At 71.2% G+C, this 19,520-nt stretch carries 18 protein-coding genes and 1 pseudogene; 9 read left to right on the top strand and 10 right to left on the bottom strand.

The genetic code is table 11. The features are described 5' to 3' along the window. Positions 1-20 precede the first annotated feature (20 nt). From ABZZ20_RS13280 to ABZZ20_RS13265, 4 genes are all read left to right on the top strand, one after another. Positions 21-362: a nuclear transport factor 2 family protein gene (locus ABZZ20_RS13280; protein ID WP_030656331.1), complete on the top strand. Its 342-nt coding sequence runs from the start codon at positions 21-23 to the stop codon at positions 360-362. Between the two features lie 111 nt (positions 363-473). Beyond that, the gene (locus ABZZ20_RS13275) at positions 474-1,121 is read left to right on the top strand and encodes a TMEM175 family protein (RefSeq protein WP_356869524.1); all 648 of its coding nucleotides are present in this window, start codon (positions 474-476) and stop codon (positions 1,119-1,121) included. 71 nt (positions 1,122-1,192) lie between these two features. Continuing rightward, entirely contained in the window at positions 1,193-2,521 is a 1,329-nt protein-coding gene (locus ABZZ20_RS13270; RefSeq protein ID WP_356869523.1) for a transposase, read from the top strand. Then, a complete protein-coding gene (locus ABZZ20_RS13265; protein ID WP_356869522.1) occupies positions 2,521-3,678 on the top strand; it encodes an XdhC family protein in 1,158 nt (385 codons plus the stop codon). The genes ABZZ20_RS13270 and ABZZ20_RS13265 overlap by 1 nt, the downstream gene beginning before the upstream one ends. Before the next feature lie 111 nt (positions 3,679-3,789). On the opposite strand, the gene ABZZ20_RS13260 is transcribed toward ABZZ20_RS13265, so the two are convergent. After that, positions 3,790-4,155, bottom strand: a complete 366-nt coding sequence (locus ABZZ20_RS13260; RefSeq protein WP_356869521.1) for a hypothetical protein — start codon at positions 4,153-4,155, stop codon at positions 3,790-3,792. A 236-nt stretch (positions 4,156-4,391) separates the two neighbouring features. Between ABZZ20_RS13260 and ABZZ20_RS13255 the strand changes: the two genes are divergently transcribed. Then, the gene (locus ABZZ20_RS13255) at positions 4,392-5,834 is read left to right on the top strand and encodes a GuaB1 family IMP dehydrogenase-related protein (protein WP_356869520.1); all 1,443 of its coding nucleotides are present in this window, start codon (positions 4,392-4,394) and stop codon (positions 5,832-5,834) included. A 178-nt stretch (positions 5,835-6,012) separates the two neighbouring features. On the opposite strand, the gene ABZZ20_RS13250 is transcribed toward ABZZ20_RS13255, so the two are convergent. The 6 genes from ABZZ20_RS13250 to ABZZ20_RS13225 form a co-directional block, all read right to left on the bottom strand. Beyond that, the gene (locus ABZZ20_RS13250) at positions 6,013-7,251 is read right to left on the bottom strand and encodes a histidine kinase (RefSeq protein ID WP_356869519.1); all 1,239 of its coding nucleotides are present in this window, start codon (positions 7,249-7,251) and stop codon (positions 6,013-6,015) included. Further along, entirely contained in the window at positions 7,248-9,053 is a 1,806-nt protein-coding gene (locus ABZZ20_RS13245; protein ID WP_356869518.1) for a cation acetate symporter, read from the bottom strand. Before ABZZ20_RS13245 ends, ABZZ20_RS13250 begins: the two co-directional genes overlap by 4 nt. Before the next feature lie 118 nt (positions 9,054-9,171). After that, entirely contained in the window at positions 9,172-9,447 is a 276-nt protein-coding gene (locus ABZZ20_RS13240; protein WP_356869517.1) for a hypothetical protein, read from the bottom strand. Between the two features lie 194 nt (positions 9,448-9,641). Beyond that, complete coding sequence (locus ABZZ20_RS13235) at positions 9,642-10,463, bottom strand: LytTR family DNA-binding domain-containing protein (protein WP_356869516.1); 822 nt, start codon at positions 10,461-10,463, stop codon at positions 9,642-9,644. Positions 10,464-10,588: 125 nt separating this feature from the next. Beyond that, positions 10,589-11,596 carry an SCO0930 family lipoprotein gene (locus ABZZ20_RS13230; protein ID WP_356869515.1) on the bottom strand — a complete coding sequence of 336 codons (1,008 nt, stop codon included), beginning with the start codon at positions 11,594-11,596 and terminating at the stop codon, positions 10,589-10,591. Positions 11,597-11,705: 109 nt separating this feature from the next. Further along, positions 11,706-12,719 (bottom strand): GDSL-type esterase/lipase family protein, encoded by a 1,014-nt coding sequence (locus ABZZ20_RS13225; protein ID WP_356869514.1) that lies wholly within the window; start codon positions 12,717-12,719, stop codon positions 11,706-11,708. A gap of 497 nt (positions 12,720-13,216) precedes the next feature. Here ABZZ20_RS13225 and ABZZ20_RS13220 point away from each other — a divergent pair, with 497 nt between their 5' ends. Together ABZZ20_RS13220 and ABZZ20_RS13215 are read left to right on the top strand one after the other, a co-directional pair. Next, entirely contained in the window at positions 13,217-14,674 is a 1,458-nt protein-coding gene (locus tag ABZZ20_RS13220; protein ID WP_356869513.1) for an amino acid transporter, read from the top strand. A gap of 10 nt (positions 14,675-14,684) precedes the next feature. Continuing rightward, positions 14,685-15,140, top strand: a complete 456-nt coding sequence (locus ABZZ20_RS13215; protein ID WP_007262967.1) for an Lrp/AsnC family transcriptional regulator — start codon at positions 14,685-14,687, stop codon at positions 15,138-15,140. A gap of 460 nt (positions 15,141-15,600) precedes the next feature. On the opposite strand, the gene ABZZ20_RS13210 is transcribed toward ABZZ20_RS13215, so the two are convergent. Next, positions 15,601-15,915 carry a WhiB family transcriptional regulator gene (locus ABZZ20_RS13210; protein WP_356869512.1) on the bottom strand — a complete coding sequence of 105 codons (315 nt, stop codon included), beginning with the start codon at positions 15,913-15,915 and terminating at the stop codon, positions 15,601-15,603. 184 nt (positions 15,916-16,099) lie between these two features. Between ABZZ20_RS13210 and ABZZ20_RS13205 the strand changes: the two genes are divergently transcribed. Together ABZZ20_RS13205 and ABZZ20_RS13200 are read left to right on the top strand one after the other, a co-directional pair. Then, the gene (locus ABZZ20_RS13205) at positions 16,100-17,254 is read left to right on the top strand and encodes an acyltransferase (protein WP_356869511.1); all 1,155 of its coding nucleotides are present in this window, start codon (positions 16,100-16,102) and stop codon (positions 17,252-17,254) included. 75 nt (positions 17,255-17,329) lie between these two features. Further along, positions 17,330-17,541 (top strand): annotated as a pseudogene (locus ABZZ20_RS13200) (tyrosine-type recombinase/integrase); the annotation flags it as partial. An 85-nt stretch (positions 17,542-17,626) separates the two neighbouring features. Here ABZZ20_RS13200 and ABZZ20_RS13195 read toward each other — a convergent pair. After that, a complete protein-coding gene (locus ABZZ20_RS13195) occupies positions 17,627-17,962 on the bottom strand; it encodes a hypothetical protein (protein WP_356869715.1) in 336 nt (111 codons plus the stop codon). A gap of 155 nt (positions 17,963-18,117) precedes the next feature. Further along, the gene (locus ABZZ20_RS13190; RefSeq protein WP_356869510.1) at positions 18,118-19,365 is read right to left on the bottom strand and encodes a helix-turn-helix domain-containing protein; all 1,248 of its coding nucleotides are present in this window, start codon (positions 19,363-19,365) and stop codon (positions 18,118-18,120) included. Positions 19,366-19,520 lie beyond the last annotated feature (155 nt).

Genomic DNA, 19,520 nt, shown 5'->3' with positions numbered 1-19,520 from the left:
TCCGTTGAAACGGAGTCGACATGGCCAAGTACGACATCTCCAAGCTGCACCCGGTGTTCGTCCGCCAGATGGAGGCGCTGGCCGCCCTGGACATCGAGGCGGTGATGAAGAACTACACCGACGACGCCGTGCTGCTGCGCTTCGAGGGCGTCTCGGTCGGGATCGAGGCGGTGCGCGAGACGTTCACCGGCTACCTGACGGTCAAGCCCACGCTCGTGGAACTCCAGGAGTACATCGAGACCGAGGACACGATCTTCTACCGCGCGATCATGAATCTGAACGGCGAGCCGGAGCACGCGTTCGGGACACTGGTGGTCCGCGATGGCCGGATCTGGCGCCAGACCGCCGGTTTCGGCGGCTGACCACCGATATCTGGGTAGCGTGTGCGGGGAGGGCGGAGGCAGCGCCCTCCCCGCACGTGCAAGTCGCGCCGGCGATTGGGGCGGGCCAAGCGGAATGGCAAAGGGGAGGTCATGGAACGCGAAACCGGGCGTGTCGAGGCATTCAGTGACGGTGTATTCGCCATCGTCATCACGATTCTCGTCCTGGAGCTAAAGGTTCCGGAAGGAAAGGGATCGGACTTCTGGCACGGGGTGTGGGAACAGTGGCCGCACTATGCCGCATACGTGGTGAGTTTCCTCATCATCGGCGTGATGTGGGTGAATCACCACACCATCTTCAGTCACCTCAAGCGGGTGGACAGGCCGTTGTTGTTCCTGAATCTCCTGGTGCTGATGGTGGTATCGGTGATTCCGTACACCACCACTGTGCTCGCGGAGCACCTCGTCGAGGAGGGCGGCTCCGCCAACGCCGCCGCCGTTCTTTACAGTTCGGTCACCGTGGCCTACGCGCTCGCGTTCCTGGCCTTCTGGTGGTACGTCACCCGGGTCGGCCACCTGTTCCACGAACGGGTGGACAAGGACGGTGCCCGGGCCACCCGGATGCGCTTCGGACTCGGCGCCGTGGCGTACCCCTTGACCGTTCTCCTGTCCTTTTTCTCCGCACCGCTCACTCTCGTCGCACACTTCCTGATCGCGCTCTACTATGCGGCGAACCAGATCCCCATTCCCCTCGTGGTAGAGGAAGAGCGGCTCGAATCTGCGAGCGACCTCAGGAAGTAGCCGCCGGGGCCTACGGCCGTTCTGTGCGGTCAAGTAGGGTATTGGATCTAGTGGTCGCGGGGGAGGCCCAGATGGCTCGCGCAGTCCTGCCGGAGGAATCCACCAAGGAAATCTCCGAATTGATCGATGTACTGATCTCTCTCTTCTTTGAGTCCTTACCTCGGCGGGACCAGCGAAACTGGGCCCGCGTATATCTCAACGGCCTCGTGCGGACCAGCGGGAAGAAAACGATCCGTAACATCGCCGGAACAGGGGCCAGTTCCGTCGAGCAGAGCCTCCAGCAGTTCATCAGCAAGTCCCCCTGGGACTGGACCCCGGTACGCCGCTCCCTCGCCCAGTACCTCGAACGCACCGCCCAGCGCCCGCTGGCCTGGGTGGTCCAGCCCATGGTCATCGAGAAGGCGGGAGACCGCTCCGTCGGCGTCGGTCGACAGTTCGTTCCCCAGCTCGGCCGCACCGCCAACTGCCAGCAGGCCAGCGGAATCTGGCTCGCCTCCAGCGAGGCCAGCTTCCCCGTCGAATGGACCCTCACCCTCCCCGGACCCTGGACGAACGAGCTGCTGCGCCGCCGGCGGGCCGGCATCCCGGACACCGCTCGCTCGCTCACCCCCGCCCAGGACGCCGTACACGCCGTCCAGCGGATGGCCGCCACCTGGCAACTCCAGCGCCGGCCCGTGGTGATGGAGGTCGCCAACACCGACCTCCCGCAGAGCATCGAGTCCTTCACCCTCCAGGACATCCCCTTCGTCTTCAAGGTCGACGGGTCGCTGCCCGTCTCCTTCGGCGGTGCGGGCCGGCAGCGGCCCGGTCCGCACACCGCGCCCGCCCGCGAACTCATCGACTCCCTGCGCTCCCAGCGACGGGTGGTCGAATGGACCCGGCACGGCCGCGGCGAAGGAGCAGTGACCCTGCTGACCTCGGCCGCCATCCTCGCCACCCCCGGCGAGGACCGGCCCGTACCGCTGCCGCCCACGCCACTGCTCCTCGTCGGCGCCTGGTCCGAAGCCGCCCTGCTGCCCTCCGAGTTCTGGATCACCAACATCGGAGACCGCCCGCTCGCCCAGCTCTTCCTGCTCGCCAAACTCACCGACCGGGTATCCCTCGACTTCACCGAGACCTGCGAACCCGTAGGCATCCGTGATTTCGAGGGCCGCTCCTTCCGTGGCTGGCACCACCACGCCACGCTCGCGAGCGTCGCCCACGCATCGATGCTGCTCGGCGCACGCGGCAAGGTACCCACCGGGTATCCCGTGGCGGTGCGGCCCACCACCTCCGGTGTGCCCGGTTCCGGGATCGCCCGCGCCGGCGCGGGTCTCACGACCCGGACCGGCCCGCCGCCGGTGCTGCCGCCGCGCCCGCTGATCCCCGGCCAGAGCGCGAGACGCGAGTACATCCGCTGATGCTCGACATCGCCGAGGAACTCCGCGAGTGGTGCGCCGCGCACCGCGAATTCGCCCTCGCCACCGTGGTCACCGTCAGCGGCAGCGCGCCGCGCGGCCCGGGCGCCTCGCTCGCCGTCGACGCCGGCGGCACCGCGCTGGGCTCCATCTCCGGGGGCTGTGTGGAGTCCGCCGTGCACGAGCTGTGCCTCGACGCGATCGCCTCCGGAGAGGGCGGCCTACACCGCTTCGGCTACAGCGACGAAGACGCCTTCGCGGTGGGCTTGACCTGCGGCGGAGTCCTGGACGTGCTCGTCACGCCGGTGCGCGGCCACGACCCGGTGCGCCCCGTCATAGGCTCCGTGCTCGAAGCCGCCGCCGGCGGGACCCGGGCCGCGCTGGCCCGGGTGGTCTCCGGCCCGCCGCCGCAGCTCGGCCGGGCCCTCGCCGTCCGCGCCGACGGATCGTACGAGGGGTGCCTGGGCGGGGGAGCGGCCCTGGACCGGGCTGCCGCCGACCGGGTCCGGGACCTGCTCCTGGCCGGGCGCACGGGAACCGCCGAGCTGGGTACGGCGGGCGGCCTGTGCGGGCAGCCGCTGACCCTGCTGGTCGAGTCGGCCGCCGAGCCGCCCCGGCTGATCGTCTACGGGGCCATCGACTTCGCCGCCGCGCTGGTACGGATCGGAGCCTTCCTGGGGCACCGGGTCACGGTGTGCGACGCCCGGCCCGTCTTCGCGACGCGGGCCCGCTTCCCCGACGCCGACGAGGTGGTCGTCGACTGGCCGCACCGGCACCTGGCCGCGGAATGGGAGGCGGGCCGACTGGACCCGCGTACGGCGGTCTGCGTCCTCACCCACGACGCCAAGTTCGACGTACCGCTGCTGGCGCTCGCGCTGCGGCTGCCCCTGGGGTACGTGGGAGCCATGGGGTCGCGCCGCACCCACGCGGAACGGGAGCAGCGGCTGCGGGAGGAAGGGGTGCCGCGGGCCGCCCTGGCCCGGTTGCGCTCCCCGATCGGCCTCGACCTGGGCGGTGGCACCCCGGAGGAGACGGCCCTGTCCATCGCCGCCGAGTTCACGGCGGTCCGGTACGGCGGATCGGTCCTCCCGTTGGCACGGCGTCGGGGGCCGGTCCATCGACGTGCGGCCCCAGTCGCCCAACCGGCCGGGAGGGGATGAGGTCGACCGCGGTCGACCGGCGACCCGGGTCGGCCAGCCCGGGTCGGCCAGCCCGGGTCGGCCAGCCCGGGTCGGCCAACCCGGGCTGGCCGGATCAGGCTGGCGGCCCGGCTAGCCGGACTGGGCCTTCACGTGCGCGAGTACCGCACGGAGCTCTTCGGTCGGGGAGAAGTCGACGTACTCGGTGTCGGTGAGCGCCACCGGGACGTGGCCGGGCCCCCAGTAGAAGGCCTGCCCCTCCTCGTACACGGTGTCCCCGTCCTGCGAACGCATCAGCAGTCGGCCCTTGAGGAGATAGCCCCAGTGCGGGCACGGGCACGCGTCGCCCGGCAACCCCTTGACCGCCGCCGTCATGTCCGTGCCCTCGGGCAGGCGGAAGAACCCGACCGTGAAGTCTCCGCCGATCTCCTTCACCCGTACTTCCAGCCCACCGCCCTGGAGGGCGACGGGGGTCTCGTCCCGCGTCGTTGCGGCCATGGTCGCTCCGTCCTCTCGTCCCCGGGTTCCGTTACTTCACTTTCCGCCCGTCCGGCGCATCCCGCGCGCGCCCGGGACCGACGTTCCGTAGGAAAAGACCAGGTGGCCCGGTATGTCCTGGACGATCCGCCCGGGGGGCATTGATGCCAGGCCGTGGGAGAATGAAGTACGTGCGTTTCCTCGGCTGCCCTGCCAGGGCAAGCGGGCCCCTCCGACTCGACTGGGATGTTCAGCACGTGCGTTTCCTCAATGACCAGAAGCCGCCGTACGACCTGACGTACGACGACGTATTCATGGTGCCGAGCCGCTCCGCGGTCGGTTCCCGGCAGGGCGTCGACCTGTCGGCGCCCGACGGCACCGGCACCACCATTCCACTCGTCGTGGCGAACATGACCGCCATCGCGGGCCGCCGGATGGCCGAAACGGTCGCCCGCCGCGGCGGCATCGTGGTCATTCCGCAGGACATTCCGATCGACGTCGTCACCGACGTCATCTCCTGGGTGAAGACCCGCCACCTCGTGCTCGACACCCCGATCACGCTGGCACCCACCCAGACCGTCGCCGACGCGCTGTCCCTGCTCCCCAAGCGGGCCCACGGCGCCGGTGTCGTCGTCGACGCGGACGGCCGGCCGGTCGGAGTCGTCACCGAGCACGACCTGACCGGTGTGGACCGCTTCACCCAGCTCTCCGAGGTCATGTCGCGGGAGCTCCTGCTCATCGATGCCGACATCGACCCCCGCGAGGCCTTCAACAAGCTCGACGCCGGCCACCGCAAGCTGGCCCCGGCCGTCGACAAGGACGGCAGGCTCGTCGGCCTCCTGACCCGCAAGGGCGCGCTGCGCGCGACCCTGTACACCCCGGCCACGGACGCCAACGGCAAGCTGCGCATCGCGGCGGCCGTCGGCATCAACGGCGACTTCGCGGCCAAGGCCAAGCAGCTGCTCGACGCGGGCGTGGACACGCTCGTCATCGACACGGCCCACGGCCACCAGGAGTCGATGATCAACGCGATCAAGGCCGTGCGCGCGCTGGACCCGCAGGTCCCGATCGTGGCCGGCAACATCGTGGCCGCCGAGGGTGTCAAGGACCTCATCGACGCCGGCGCCGACATCATCAAGGTCGGTGTGGGCCCCGGCGCCATGTGCACCACCCGCATGATGACCGGCGTGGGCCGCCCGCAGTTCTCCGCGGTGCTGGAGTGCGCGGCGGAGGCGAAGAAGTACGGCAAGCACGTGTGGGCCGACGGCGGCGTCCGTCACCCGCGCGACGTGGCGATGGCACTGGCCGCCGGCGCGTCGAACGTGATGATCGGCTCGTGGTTCGCCGGGACGTACGAGTCCCCGGGCGACCTCCAGCAGGCTGCCGACGGCCGGTTCTACAAGGAGTCGTTCGGCATGGCCTCGGCCCGTGCCGTGCAGAACCGCACCTCCGAGGAGTCGGCGTACGACCGGGCGCGCAAGGGGCTCTTCGAGGAGGGCATCTCCACCTCGCGGATGTTCCTGGACCCGGCCCGTCCGGGCGTCGAGGACCTGATCGACTCGATCATCGCGGGCGTGCGGTCGTCCTGCACGTACGCGGGCGCGGGCTCCCTGGCGGAGTTCGAGGAGAAGGCCGTCGTGGGCGTCCAGTCGGCGGCGGGCTACGCCGAGGGCAAGCCGCTGCACGCCAGCTGGAGCTAAGCGCCACCCGTGGCCCCGGCCCTCCCGCGAGGGACGGCCGGGGCCACGGGCGTTCCCGCCACGGGTGCGGCGCTCCACTCGCTCCGCCGCCGGCAGCCGGTCCCGGAGACCGTTCGGCGTGCCGTACGACCGGTCGGCGCAGGTGGGGCGCGGGGCGCGGGGTACCGCGCCGTCGCCGTCAGTACCGGCGGCGGTGCTGTCCGGGCAGTGATGAACTGTGGACGCCGGCACGGTACTTGGGGATCCGCAGGGTGACCTTCATGCCCGCGCCGATGCCCGTCTCGATCACCGGGCCGTACGCGTCCCCGTACACCTGGCGGATCCGCTCGTCCACATTGGTCAGCCCGATGCCCGACGAGGAACCGCCCTGCTCCCCGGCCAGGACACGACGAAGGAGGGCCGGATCCATGCCGATCCCGTTGTCCTCGATCGTGATCACGGCTTCGGCTCCCGCGTCCCGGGCCGCGATCGTGATCAAGCACTCCTCGGTGGAATCCTCCAGCCCGTGCTTGACGGCGTTCTCGACCAGCGGCTGGAGGCACAGGAACGGCAGCGCCACCGGCAGCACCTCGGGCGCCACCTGGAGGGTGACCTTCAGCCGGTCCCCGAACCGGGCCCCGGCCAGCGCCAGGTACTGCTCGATGGACCGCAACTCCTCGGCGAGCGTGGTGAACTCGCCGTGCCGCCGGAAGGAGTACCGGGTGAAGTCGGCGAACTCCAGCAGCAGGTCCCGGGCCCGCTCCGGATCGGTACGCACGAACGAGGCGATCGCGGCGAGGGAGTTGAAGATGAAGTGCGGGGAGATCTGCGCCCGCAGCGCCTTGATCTCCGCCTCCATCAGCCGGGTCCGCGAACGGTCCAGCTCCGAGAGCTCCAGCTGTACGGAGACCCAGCGGGCGACCTCCGTCGCGGCCCGCACCAGCACCGCCGACTCCCGCGAACCGTAGGCCACCAGGGCGCCGAGCACCCCGTCCTCGCCGGTGAGCGGGGCGACCACCGCCCACTTCAGCGGGCAGTCGGGCCGCTGGCACGCGGTCCGCACGCTCTGGCTGCGGCCCGAGTCCAGCATGACGGCGACCCGGGCCATCGCACGCCGCTGGTGGTGGTCGGCGCCCGGGCCGTCCCAGGCCAGCACCGATTCCCGGTCGGTCAGGCACAGCGCCTCCGTGCCCAGCAACGAGCGCAGCCGCTTGGCGGCCTTGCGGGCCGCGTCCTCGGTGAGCCCGGCGCGCAGCGGCGGAGCGGCCAGCGAGGCGGTGTGCAGGGTGTGGAAGGTGGCCCGTTCCACCGGGGTCCCGAGATCCGGACCGGTCGCCCGTTCGCCGCGGCGGGCGTGCCACCGGCCGCCCGCCCAGCCCAGGGCCGGCAGCAGGACCGCGCCCGTCACCGCCAGGGCGGTGAGCACCGCTCCCGTCACGGAGCACCGCCCCGCCGGGTCTCGGCCCCGGACCCCGTGCAGGCCCCGGAACCCGCCCCAGCCGCACCGGGTCCCGTACCGGAACCCCCACCCGCCCCGGTCACGCTCTCCGGCAGGTGCAGCCGGGCCAGGGTCGCCGCCGTCCCCGCCGGAATCCGCGACCGGGTGACCAGCGACACGAGCACCATCGTCAGGAACCCCAGCGGCACCGACCACACCGCCGGCCACGCCAGCAACGTGTGCGGCCAGCCGGCCGGCGCCAGCCCGGTCCGGGTCGTCAGTACCGCGCCCAGCGCCGCCCCGCCCCCGACGACCAGCCCGGCCACCGCACCCGGCGGGGTCAGCCCGCGCCACCAGATGCCAAGCACCAGCAGGGGGCAGAACGACGAGGCCGACACCGCGAAGGCCAGCCCCACCGCGTCCGCCACCGGCACGTCGGTCAGGGCGGTGCTCCCAGCCAGGGGCACGAGCACCGCCACCAGCACCGCGATCCGGAACGTCCGCACTCCGCGCACCGGCAGCACGTCCTGGTGCAGCACCCCGGCCACCGCCATCGTCAGCCCCGAGGCCGTCGACAGGAATGCCGCGAACGCGCCCCCGGCCAGCAGTGCCCCCAACAGCTCGCCGAGCACCCCGCCCACCATCCGCTCCGGCAGCACCAGCACCGCCGCGTCGGCGTCCCCGGTCAGGGCGAGTTCGGGAGCGTAGGTCCGGCCGAGCACCCCGTACAGCGGCGGCAGCAGGTAGAAGAGGCCGAGCAGCCCGAGCACCACCAGGGTGGTGCGCCGCGCGTCCCGGCCGTTGGGGCTCGTGTAGAAGCGCACGGCGACGTGGGGCAGGCCCATGGTGCCGAGGAAGGTGGCCAGGACCAGCCCGTACGTCGCGTACAGCCCGAGGGCCGGGTGGCCCCCGTCCCCGGGCCCGGACCAGTGGGAGGCGTCCGGACCGGACGGCGACCGGGTCTGCGGAACCCGGGTGCCCGCGGTGAACTCCAGCCGCGCGCGGGCCCGTACGGAATGCTCCCCGGACTCCAGCGTCAACGGGGTCGCCGTGTACGTCTGCCCGTCCACCTGCCCGGTGACCGTGACGGTCAGCGGCGCGTCCAGGGACAGCCGCACGTCCTCGGCGAGCGTGACGGCGGTCTGCTCGCGGAACACCGCCGGGGCGTCGAAGGAGGCGCGCGGCGCGCCGTCCCCGGCCCACGCGGCGAGCAGGAAGAAGGCGGGCACCAGCAGCGCGGTGAGCTTGAGCCAGTACTGGAAGGCCTGCACGAAGGTGATGCTGCGCATCCCGCCGGCCGCGACGGTCGCGGTCACCACGAACGCGACGACGAACCCGCCCACCCAGTGCGGGGCGCCGGTCAGGATCTCAAGGGTTAGCCCGGCGCCCTGCAACTGCGGCAGCAGGTACAGCCAGCCGACCCCGACCACGAACAGCACGGCGGCCCGACGCACCGCCTGCGACTCCAAGCGGGCCTCGGCGAAGTCGGGCAGCGTGTACGCGCCCGAGCGCCGCAGCGGAGCCGCCACGAGCGCCAGCAGCACCAGGTAACCGGCGGTGTAGCCGAGCGGGTACCAGAGCATCTCGGGCCCCTGGAGCAGCACCAGTCCCGCCACGCCGAGGAAGGAGGCGGCGGAAAGGTACTCCCCGCTGATCGCCGCCGCGTTGAGCCGGGGCCCGACGGTGCGCGAGGCGACGTAGAAGTCCGAGGTGGTCCGCGATATCCGCAGTCCCAGCGCGCCGACCAGCACCGTGGCCGCGACGACGACGGTGACCGCGGTCAGCGCGTACGTCTGGTTCACCGGTCGTTCCTTCGGCACGGGGGAGGGGCACCGGAGTCTACGCACGGCCACCGACCGGGCAACAGGCGCGATCCGGGCCGATCGCGGCGACTCCCACCCGCCCGGCCGGAAAGCGGTGTCAGAGTGCGGGGTCGCGGTGTTCCGTGCAGTCCCGCAGGGCGATCTCCAGTTCCACGTACGAGTCCTCGGCACGTCGGAAGGCCAGCGTCAGCGCCGCCTCCGCGCGGGGCGGCAACTGCTCTCGCACGCCCTCGTTGGCCTCGTAGAGCACGTCGGCCCAGCGGGCCGCCGCGCTGCGCAGCCGGGCGATCAGCACCTCCGCCTCGGCGCGGCCGGCGGGCCGGGTCCGGGGCAGCACGGCCAGCGCGTCGAGCAGCGCCTGGATCTCGGCCATCCGCCCCCCGATCGTTGTGCCGCCCGCTCCTGCGCACCGGCGGCTCCACGATAGGCGCGGCGCGGGGCCGCGGCGGGCGTGGCAGCAGGCCCTGCGGCCGACGGCACCGGCGGGGCGCCGTACGTCCCCTGCGGTGCGACGAACGGCTCTCCCGCACGTCGGACGGGCTCGCCGCACGTCGGACGGTCGCCGCGCTAGCCGGTCGCCCGGCGTATCAGCAGGTCCCGCAGCTGGCGGGCGTGCCGACGGCTGACCTGAAGCTCGGCCGATCCGATGCGGACACTGGTGGTGCCGGCGTCCAGCCGGAGTTCGTCGATCCGGCTCAGCGCCACCAGGTGGCGGCGGTGGATGCGGACGAATCCGCGCGCCGCCCAGCGCTCCTCGAGCGTCGAGAGCGGGATGCGGACCAGGTGGCTGCCTCCGTCGGTGTGCAACCGGGCGTAGTCGCCCTGCGCCTCGACGTACGCGATGTCGGCGATCGCCACGAACCGGGTGACCCCGCCCAGTTCGACGGCGATCTGGTCCGGGGCGCGGTCGGCGACGGTGACCCCGGGGGCGGGGTGGCGCTGGACCGGGACGCTCGGACCGGCGGGTTCCGCCGGTTCCGACGGCTGTGCAGCGGTCCGACCGAGCTGGTCGCAGGCCCGCCGTACTGCTTCCGCGAGCCGCTCCGGACGGACCGGCTTGAGGACGTAGTCCACGGCCTTGAGGTCGAAGGCCTGTACGGCGAACCCCTCGTGGGCGGTGACGAACACGATCAGCGGCGGTCGCGCGAACCCGGCCAGCAGCCGGGCGATGTCGAGGCCGGTCAGCCCCGCCATGTGGATGTCGAGGAAGACCACGTCGATGCCGTCGGGCCCGTCCGGGCCGGTCTCCAGGGCCCGGGTGATCCGCCGCAGGGCCTCGGTGGCGTCCGATGCTCCTTCGGCGCTGCGGATGCGGGGGTCGGAGCGCAGCAGGTAGAGGAGTTCTTCGAGGAGCGGCTTCTCGTCGTCGACGGCCAGTACGCGCAGCATGCGGTGGAGTCTAGGGACGAGCGCGCCGCGGCGGAACGGTGCGCGGCCCGCCTGCCCGGGGGGAGGTGGGGCAGGGGGCCGCGCGGTTCGAGGGTGGGGGGGAGGTGGGGGGAGGGGATGCGGGATTACGAGGTGGTGATCAGCTTGCCCTCGGGGGAGACCGCGTACCAGGTGCCGCCGACACCCTGCCCGTTGACGTCGCCGGGCTTCTTGTCACCCGTGAAGGTGTAGACGGGCCAGCAGTCGACCGACTGCTGCTTCTTGCCGTCGGGGCGGTCCAGGACCGAGAAGCCCTTCTCCACGATGCCCTTGGCGTTCGCCTTGTCCACCGGCGGCACCACCGGCCACTTGGCCACGCAGTCACCGGTGCAGTTGGAGGCCATCGGCCAGGCGGTGTCCTTCTTGAACCGGTAGACGGTCATACCGTTCCCGTCGACGATGTGGTCGCCGAGCTTGGGGTCCTTGGCCACGGTCAGTGCGCCCGTGGCCTGACCCGCGCCGGCGGGAGCGGGAGCGGCAGCGGCCTTCGCGGCCTTCTTGCCGTCGGGGGCGAACGCGAACCAGGTGCCGCCGACGCCCTGACCGTTGGTCTCGCCCGCCTTGGTGTCCTTGCTGTAGCGGTACACCGGCCAGCCGGCCACCGTCAGCTGCTTGCTGCCGTCGGTGCGGACCACTTCGCCCAGCAGCGCCGCGTCCATGCCCGCGGCGGCGGTGGCATCGCCGGCCGGGACCGCGGGCCAGGTCTTCGCGCAGTCCCCGTCGCAGTTCGACTTGGGCGGCTTGGCAGTGTCCTTGTCGAAGCGGTACAGCGTGAAGCCGGCGCTGTCGGCGAGGACGGAGCCGATCTGTTCGCTCTGGGCGACCGCCAGTTGCCCGGCGCCCTTGGCGGCCGAACCCGCGCCCGCGTCCGCTCCCGAGCCTACGGCCGAGCCTGATCCCGAGCCGTAATCGGACCCGTAGTCGCCTGATCCGGCTCCGGAAGCGGAAGCGGGAGCCTGGGCCGCGGCCCCGGCCGGCGCCGCCGCGCCGGCCTTGGTGTCGTCCCCGCCGCAGGCCGTCGCGGTCAAGGCAACGACGACCGCCACGGCGGCCAGGGTGGTTCCGCGCTTGATGCCCATCTTGATCTCTCCCACGTGTGGTGTCTCCGTGTCCGCCGCCCGTCTCCGGTGCGTCGGCAACTGTGTGAAGGACACGCCCTGTTGGGGACGATCTGTTCAAGGCGATTCGTGTGGGCTGTTTCACTCACCCGGCGTTGAACCCGGCCCGCCGCAGGGCCGTGACCACAGCGAGGCCGAGCATCTGGTGCCCGGCGTCATTGGGGTGCAGTCCGTCCGCCAACAGCTCGGGACCCAACAGGTCCCGGCCCGGCAGCACGGCCAGCCGGTCGTCGCCGGCGCCGATCCGGTCCCGGGCGGCCCGCTCCATCGCATCGCGCAGGGCGCCCAGGGTCGCGCCGAGCCGGTTGGGGGTGCGCTCGGCGTCCGGTCGCAGCAACGGGGAGACCAGCAGGAGCGGGGTGCGCGGGTGGCCCTGGCGCACCAGGTCGAGGAAGGCGCGCGTGGTCTCGTACAGCAGCGGTACCGAAAAGGGCACGCGCGACCAGCAGTTGGTGCCGAAGGCGAGGGTGAGGACATCGGCGGGAAGGCCGGCGAGCTGCTCGGCGGTGGCGAGCTCCCCGCGCGCGGCTCCCGCGTAGCCGAGATTGATCGTGTCCCAACCCAGCATCCGGCCGGCGACCGAGGGCCAGCCGTGGGCGGGACGGGTGGACCACCAGCCCTCCGTGATCGAGTCGCCGTGCACCACCCAGCGCGGGGCGGGCGGCGCCGGGGCCACGCCGCCGCCGATCCCGCGCAGCCCGAGGACCAGCGGGGACTGCCCCTCGGGCGGGTGGAGGACGAACGGTCCGGGTCCTCCGGGGAGCTCGATGCGTACGACGGCCTCGGCGGCCGGTTCGGTCCAGACCTCGCGGACCACACCGTGGCGGTCCCACAGCGCGAAGCCGTGCGCGAGATCGCGCAGCGCGTCGGTGGGGCCGGGCACGGTCGCCCGGTAGTGGACCTCCACGGCGTGCGCCCGCTGCACGGTGAATTCCAGCCGCACCCCTATCGGCAGGGTGGCCCGCTCACCGGTGTCCCAGGGCAGCCGCATGCTGTCCGCCGGGTCGGCCCGTACCGGGCGCCCCTGGTCCAGCCAGGCCACTCCGCGCAGGAACGGGCCCGGGTCCAGCCAGTGCGCGGCGGTGCTCTCGGCGTCCACTGCTCGTCTCCGATCCTCGGGTGCGCGGCGATCCGCGGGCCCACATCACCCGGCGCCCTCCCGTTCACCCGTACCCGCGCGGGCCCGGCTCCACCCGGTTCCATCCGGGGCGGCACTGTGCGACAGATCTGACGAGGCGTCAAGAAAAGGGACGCGGGAGGGGTGGGGGCGGTCTGTCGACGGAGCTGCCCACGGGCTGCGGAGGGGGCGGGGGCGGGGGCGCGAACGAGGGCGCGGAGGGGGCTGCGCATCGATCGATCATCCGCGCGCAACAAAGGACCATCCAGGACAGATCCGCGCAACGATCGTACGGCAATGTGCAAGGATGGTGCATTACGGGCGGTATCACTCAGCTCGTAGGCTCACTCGCTGTACGTGGAGTGGCGCGGACCGCCTGCTCGGCGGTCCCCCCATGCCCAGGCTCATGTCTGTGTCCTGCTCCGGACCGCTGCGGTCGATGCCTCAGTCCCCATCCGCAGTGTCAAAGGAGTCCCCTCGTGCTCGACCACGGCCAGGCGCCACCGCTCGCCAGCGAGACCCGCAAGCCCGCGCATCCGTTGCTGCGCCGCAAGCCGGTCGAGCAGCTCGTCGCCGAGGGCGGTCAGGGCGAGGGCGGCATCCTGCGCCGCTCGCTCACCATGTGGCAGCTGACCATGATCAGCATCGGCGCCACCCTGGGCACCGGCATCTTCGTCGTCCTCGGCGAGGCGGCTCCCAAGGCCGGCCCGGCCGTGACGATCTCCTTCATCATCGCGGGCCTGACCGCGCTGTTCTCGGCGCTCTCCTACGCGGAGCTGGCCGGGTCGGTGCCGGTCTCCGGCTCCTCGTACTCGTACTCGTACGCCACCATGGGTGAATTCATCGCCTGGATCTGCGGCTGGTGCCTGGTCCTGGAGTACGCCGTGTCGGTCGCGGCCGTCGCCGTCGGCTGGGGCGAGTACCTCAACGAGCTGCTCGACGGGACCATAGGCATCACCATCCCCGAGAAGCTCTCCGCCGCCCCGCTGGGCGACGGCGGCTGGATCAACCTGCCCTCGCTGGTCGTCGTCCTGCTCTCCATGGTCTTCCTGATGCGCGGCGCCAAGGAGAGCGCCCGGATCAACTCGATCATGGTCGGGGTGAAGATCGTCACCCTGCTGCTGTTCATCGGCATCGGCGTCATGGGCATCAAGTCCGGCAACTACACCCCGCTCGCCCCGCTCGGCGTCACCGGCATCAGCGCCGCCGCCTCCACCCTGTTCTTCTCGTACATCGGCTTCGACGCCGCCTCCACCGCCGGTGAGGAAGCCAAGAACCCGAAGAAGGACCTGCCGCGCGCGATCATGCTCTCGCTGGGCATCGTCACCGTCCTGTACTGCCTCGTTGCCTTCGTCGCCGTCGGCGCACTGCCCTGGAAGGACTTCGAGGGCACCGAGGCCGCGCTCGCCCAGATCATGACCAACGTGACCGGTGACAGCTTCTGGGGCGTCGTCCTCGCCGCCGGCGCCGTCGTCGCGATCTTCTCCGTCGTCTTCGCCGTCCTCTACGGCCAGACCCGCATCCTCTTCGCGATGTCCCGCGACGGCCTCGTTCCCAAGGTCTTCGCCAAGGTCGACGAGAAGACCGGCGCCCCCCGCGCCAACGTGGTGATCGTCTCCGTCTTCTGCGGCGCCCTCGCGGCCTTCATCCCCCTGGGTGAGCTCGCCAACGCGACCAGCATCGGCACCCTCTTCGCCTTCGCCCTGGTCAACGTCGCCGTCGTGATCCTGCGCCGCACCAAGCCCGACATGCCGCGCACCTTCAAGGTGGCGCTCTTCCCGATCACGCCGATCCTCGGCTTCATCGCCTGCGCCTACATGATGTACAGCCTCCCGGGCGCCACGTGGGTCGCTTTCGGTGTGTGGATGGCCATCGGCCTCGTGGTCTACTTCCTGTACGGCATCCGCCGCTCCGAATTGGCCACAGCAGAAAAGTGATCCACCCGCAGTGCGACTGAACGATCTCGACGAACGCATCGTGCACGCCCTCGCCGAGGATGCCCGCCGTTCCTACGCGGACATCGGCTCCGAGGTCGGGCTCTCGGCCCCGGCCGTGAAACGGCGCGTGGACCGGCTGCGGGCCGAGGGAGCCATCACCGGCTTCACCGTCCGGGTCGACCCCGCCGCGATGGGCTGGGAGACCGAGGGCTTCATCGAGATCTACTGCCGCCACAACACCTCGCCGGACGACATCCGGCGGGGGTTGGAGCGGTACCCGGAGGTGGTGTCCGCCTCGACCGTCACCGGCGACGCGGACGCCCTCGTCCAGGTCTTCGCCTCCGACATGCGCCACTTCGAGCGCGTACTGGAACGCATCGCGGGGGAGCCGTTCGTGGAACGCACCAAGTCGGTCCTGGTGCTCTCCCCCCTCCTCCGCCGCTTCACCTCGGGAGCCCCGGCCTAACCCGCCCCCGGACACCCCTGCGCCCCGACATCACCGATGCCGGGGCGCAGCCGCGTCCGGGGCCGTACGGGCCGGCCCGGCGGCGTCGCCCCGCGGGACGGGCACGGCGGAACCGCCGAGGGGGCCGGCGGGGCGGGCCGGCATGGAGCCCGCCCGGGCGGAGCCGCACGGTGCCCGACACGCGGCGGGTCCTGTACGGAGGTCCCGCATGGCAAGTGAATGGCGGACCTTACGCGTGCCCCGCACGCCAGGCCGCACGCCAGGCCGCACGCCCGGGCCCGCAGGCCCGGCGTTCAGGGCGGGCCTGCATCCGAGTTCCGTGCCGCAGGACGGGACGGAACGGTAGCCCGGCACGGGGCCGGTGGGGCCACAGCGCTGGGCCGCGTCGCAGGCCATAGCGCAGGCTTTTCCGCAGGACCGGCGTACCCCAGGCGGCGCCCCCGGGACCCGCGGGCCGATTTCAGCGGTGTCCGGCGCTCATGCGGGCCGCATCGGTGCGGCTGGCCGGGCCCTGCAGGGAACGGCGCTCCTCCTCGGTCAGCCCGCCCCACACCCCGAAGGGCTCGCGGGTCCGCAGGGCGTGCTCCAGGCACGCGGCGCGCACCGGGCAGACCGCGCAGACCCGCTTCGCGGCCGCATCCCGGTCCTCCCGGTCCTCGCCCCGCTCGCCGGTCGGATGGTAGAAGCGGCCGGGCCCCAGGTTCCGGCAGGCCGCGCGCATCTGCCACTGCCAGTGATGGTGCGCGGAGCCGGGCAGCCTCGAGACGTCGGTCATGGCAGTTCCTTTCCGTGGGTTGTCCACGCGTCTGACCACTCCCCGCCCCGCCAAACCCCCTGCCGCGCCGCAACCGCCCCGCTCCGCGACTCCGGCCACCGGCCCGAGCCCCGAACAACCCCAAACCGGACGCTCCCCGGATGCGGGCCGCTGCCACGAGATGGCGTTGAGTAGCATTTGCCGAATGCTGAACCACCTCGTTCCCAACCCGAGGCGCGAGGTTGCTCCGCCCACCGAATCCGCCCCGGTCCGCCGACGGCTGGAAGCCTTGGACGGGCTGCGCCTCATAGCCGCGCTCATGGTGGTCTTCCACCACTACGTGGGGTTCGGCGGCAGTCCCGAAGCATCCAAGAACGCCTGGGCCAAGCCGGTCGACGTGGTCTTCCCCACCGCCTCCTGGCTTGCCTCGTACACCTGGACCGGCGTCGAGTTCTTCTTCATCATCAGCGGCTTCGTGATCTGCATGAGTAGTTGGGGGCGGAGCCTGGGCGACTTCTTCACGTCCCGGGTGGTTCGGCTCTACCCCGCGTACTGGTTCGCCGTACTGGCCACCACCGCAGTGGTCACGCTCTGGCCGGTGGTCCTGCACCCGCTGGGCATGAAGGACGTACTGCTCAACCTCACCATGCTGCAGGAGCCGTTCCGGGTCAGCTCGGTGGACGCCGTGTACTGGACGCTCTGGGTCGAGATCCGTTTCTACCTGCTGTTCGCCCTGGTGGTCTGGAAGGGCGTGACCTACCGCCGGGTGGTCCTGTTCTGCGCGCTGTGGACCGTAGCCTCGGTGCTGGTCACGGCCGGGCGGGCGCCGTTCCTCGACTACCTGGTGATGCCCGAGTACTCGCCGTACTTCATCGGCGGTGTGGCGATGTTCCTGATGCACCGCTTCCGGCCGACCGTGCTGCTGTGGGGCATCGTGGCCATCTCGTGGTTGTTCTCGGTCCGCCAGGTCACCCTGTACAGCGACGGCCTCGCCGTCAGCCTCGGGCGCACGATGGACGCCAAGCCGGCCATCGCCCTGATGACCCTCGGCTACCTGGTGATGCTCGCCCTCGCCCTCGGCTGGCTGAACTGGGTGCGGGGCAAGTGGCTCACCGTGGCCGGCGCGACCACGTACCCCCTGTACCTGCTCCACGAGCACATCGGCTGGACCGGCATCCGCCTGCTCCGCCACCACCTCTCCCCGTGGGCGCTGGTAGCCGCCATGACCCTCGGCATGCTCCTCGCCGCCTGGCTGGTCCACCGCCTCGTGGAGCGCCCCCTCTCCACCCTCCTCAAGCGCGGCCTCACCCACGCCCTGGCCTCGGCCCGCCACCAGGCCACCTCATCGATAGGCCGATAGTGTCCTGCGCCAGTAGTTGATCGTTTGTTGTTATGTGAGTTCTGCCGCTGGTGCGTCTGTTCCTCGTGGGGGGGTGTGCGCGAGGAAGAGATCCCTCGCAACGTCGCCCGCAACGTCCGCACCGGCACTCCACGCCCTCGACGCTTCGAACCCTCACCGCAGACGAAGCCCGCCAGTTCCTCACCGCCGTGCGCGGTCACCGGCTGCACGCCTTGTTCGAACTCGCCCTCCACACCGGGCTCCGTAAGGGCGAACTCCTCGGACTGCGCTGGGAAGACCTCGATGTCTGACCTGTATTTATGCAGGTCAGTGGCGGTTCAAGGGTCCGTGGTCATGTGCCTGGATCCGTGGTTGTTGCCGTCGCTACTGCCGTCAGGTGCCGGGGCTCTCGGGCGAAGCGGGGATTCGGTCGCCGCGTGATTCGGCGACTCGGAGTGCGTCGGTGAGGGCTTCGGTCAGCCGGCAGGCGAGCCACCGGTATTCGACGGCCGAGAGCATGGTGGCTCCGGGGGCCACGACTCCGCGGGCGTACTCCAGGAGTTCCTCGCCCATGTCGAGCTGTACCTCTTCGATGCTGTCGGCGAGTGAGGAGAGGTAGCCCCTGCCGTCGGTGCTGAGGTAGCAGGGGTTTCCGTCCTGAGTGGTCCATGGCAGTAAGCGGGGACCGGTCACGCCTGCCGCTGCGTCGTGCAGATCTCTGCGGCGCATACGGTCCGCGTCGGTCCTGGATGTGCTCACCGTGAACCCCCACCTGGGTCGCCGAATCGAATACGGCGACCGTAGGGGCCGACTGTCTGTCACTCCATCGCCGAGGCATGCCAGTTGGCGACGCATCGTGTCGGAAGTATCGCGTTGCGTGGTAGCTATCCGGCGACGCCCAGGTAGTCGGCCATCTCTCGCATCTCCGTCGTGAGGGTGCGCTTGCGCTTGCCCAGGATCTCCTGCATGGTCTCGGCAGCCATGTTCTGGTGCCGCATCCACTCCGGGGCCGCCTCCCGGGCGCGGGTCAGTTCATCCATGGCGGCCGACAGGTCGCCTGTGCGTGTGTGGGCACGGGCCACGTCGAGGGTGAAGCGGTTCCCGTCGTTCGTGCTGGGCCTGCCCAGGCGCTTCCACGCCTTGGGTGACAACTCCTCCTGTTCGCCGGCCTTGCGCACCACGGCGCGCGCGTCGCCTACGACCATGGAGTCTTCAAGGGCCTTCATGGCCGCTGTGACAGGCCCGAAGACGGACCAGTGCCGCGAGACGTTGCGGTGCGACGTACCGACGGCGGCTGCCGCCACGCGGGCGGCCTTCCGGTATTCTTTGGCCGCGTCCGGGCGGTTGTTGCGGGCGGCTGCGGCTGCGGCCTCCATTGCCAATCCGCCCCACACCGCGTAGTGGTCCGGTTCGGCTCCGGTGATCTTCGGTTCCACGGCGTCCATGCTCTGGGTTGCGATCCGCTCCGCCTCGTCCAGCCGGCCCTGCCGCACCAGGAGCCAGCACATACCGCCGACTCCCGAGCCTGCCGCGAGCATGTCCCCGGCCCGGCGGGCATCCGCGATCGCGCCGGCCAGGGCGGTGTAGGCGATGTCGTACTGCCGGACCTGGGTGAGGTAAGTGCCGGCCAGACGCAGTGCCTCTGCGCGGGCCAGTAGGGCCTGCTGGTGCTCGTCGCCGCTGTCGTAGTAGGCAACGGCCCTTGCCGCGTCGCGCAGCAGGTCCGGCAGTTGAGCGGCGACGCTCTTGTAGCTGTCGGAGAAGTACAGGACCCGTGCGTCTCCCACAGTCCGGCTGAAGGCACGCAGGTTGGGTTCTTCGCCCAGCACCTCGGCGTCTTGGTCTACGAGCCCGACAGCTGGGGTGAGCACGGCGCGAAGCTGGATCAGGTTGACCCGGTTCGGCTCCTCCGTGCGGCCCACGGGTTCGGGGGCGTCGGACGCCATCAATGCGGCGGTGGTCACGCTCAGAGCGCGGGCCAGGACGTGAAGGGTTTCCATGCGGACCGTTCCGCCCTGCTCGACCTTGCGTACCGTGCCAGGCGAGACGCCTGCGACGTGAGCCAGTCCTTCCTGGCTCATCCCGGACCGACGCCGGTACTTACGGACGTTGTCAGCCAGTTCCGTAGTCATCAGCTCACCACCTCCAGCGCCACGGTACGCCGGAAGGGCGTATCAACCGGGGGCTTATCCGGCAGATACCCGCCTGGAGCGGTAACTCACCGCTGTGTACGGGGTTGGGCGCCTGTGGTCGGCCGGAATCGCGCGCCTCCGGTGACCGGGCGACG

Origin of the sequence: Streptomyces sp. NPDC006430 (genome assembly GCF_040612395.1) — a bacterium.
Taxonomy (GTDB): domain Bacteria; phylum Actinomycetota; class Actinomycetes; order Streptomycetales; family Streptomycetaceae; genus Streptomyces.
This window is presented reverse-complemented; position numbering and strand designations above follow the sequence as displayed.

Coding starts and splice junctions, on each gene's coding strand:
- ABZZ20_RS13280 (WP_030656331.1), top strand. CDS start 21: ATGGCCAAGTACGACATCTCCAAGCTGCACCCGGTGTTCGTCCGCCAG.
- ABZZ20_RS13275 (WP_356869524.1), top strand. CDS start 474: ATGGAACGCGAAACCGGGCGTGTCGAGGCATTCAGTGACGGTGTATTC.
- ABZZ20_RS13270 (WP_356869523.1), top strand. CDS start 1,193: ATGGCTCGCGCAGTCCTGCCGGAGGAATCCACCAAGGAAATCTCCGAA.
- ABZZ20_RS13265 (WP_356869522.1), top strand. CDS start 2,521: ATGCTCGACATCGCCGAGGAACTCCGCGAGTGGTGCGCCGCGCACCGC.
- ABZZ20_RS13260 (WP_356869521.1), bottom strand. CDS start 4,155: ATGGCCGCAACGACGCGGGACGAGACCCCCGTCGCCCTCCAGGGCGGT.
- ABZZ20_RS13240 (WP_356869517.1), bottom strand. CDS start 9,447: ATGGCCGAGATCCAGGCGCTGCTCGACGCGCTGGCCGTGCTGCCCCGG.
- ABZZ20_RS13235 (WP_356869516.1), bottom strand. CDS start 10,463: ATGCTGCGCGTACTGGCCGTCGACGACGAGAAGCCGCTCCTCGAAGAA.
- ABZZ20_RS13210 (WP_356869512.1), bottom strand. CDS start 15,915: ATGACCGACGTCTCGAGGCTGCCCGGCTCCGCGCACCATCACTGGCAG.
- ABZZ20_RS13205 (WP_356869511.1), top strand. CDS start 16,100: ATGCTGAACCACCTCGTTCCCAACCCGAGGCGCGAGGTTGCTCCGCCC.
- ABZZ20_RS13195 (WP_356869715.1), bottom strand. CDS start 17,962: ATGCGCCGCAGAGATCTGCACGACGCAGCGGCAGGCGTGACCGGTCCC.
- ABZZ20_RS13190 (WP_356869510.1), bottom strand. CDS start 19,365: ATGACTACGGAACTGGCTGACAACGTCCGTAAGTACCGGCGTCGGTCC.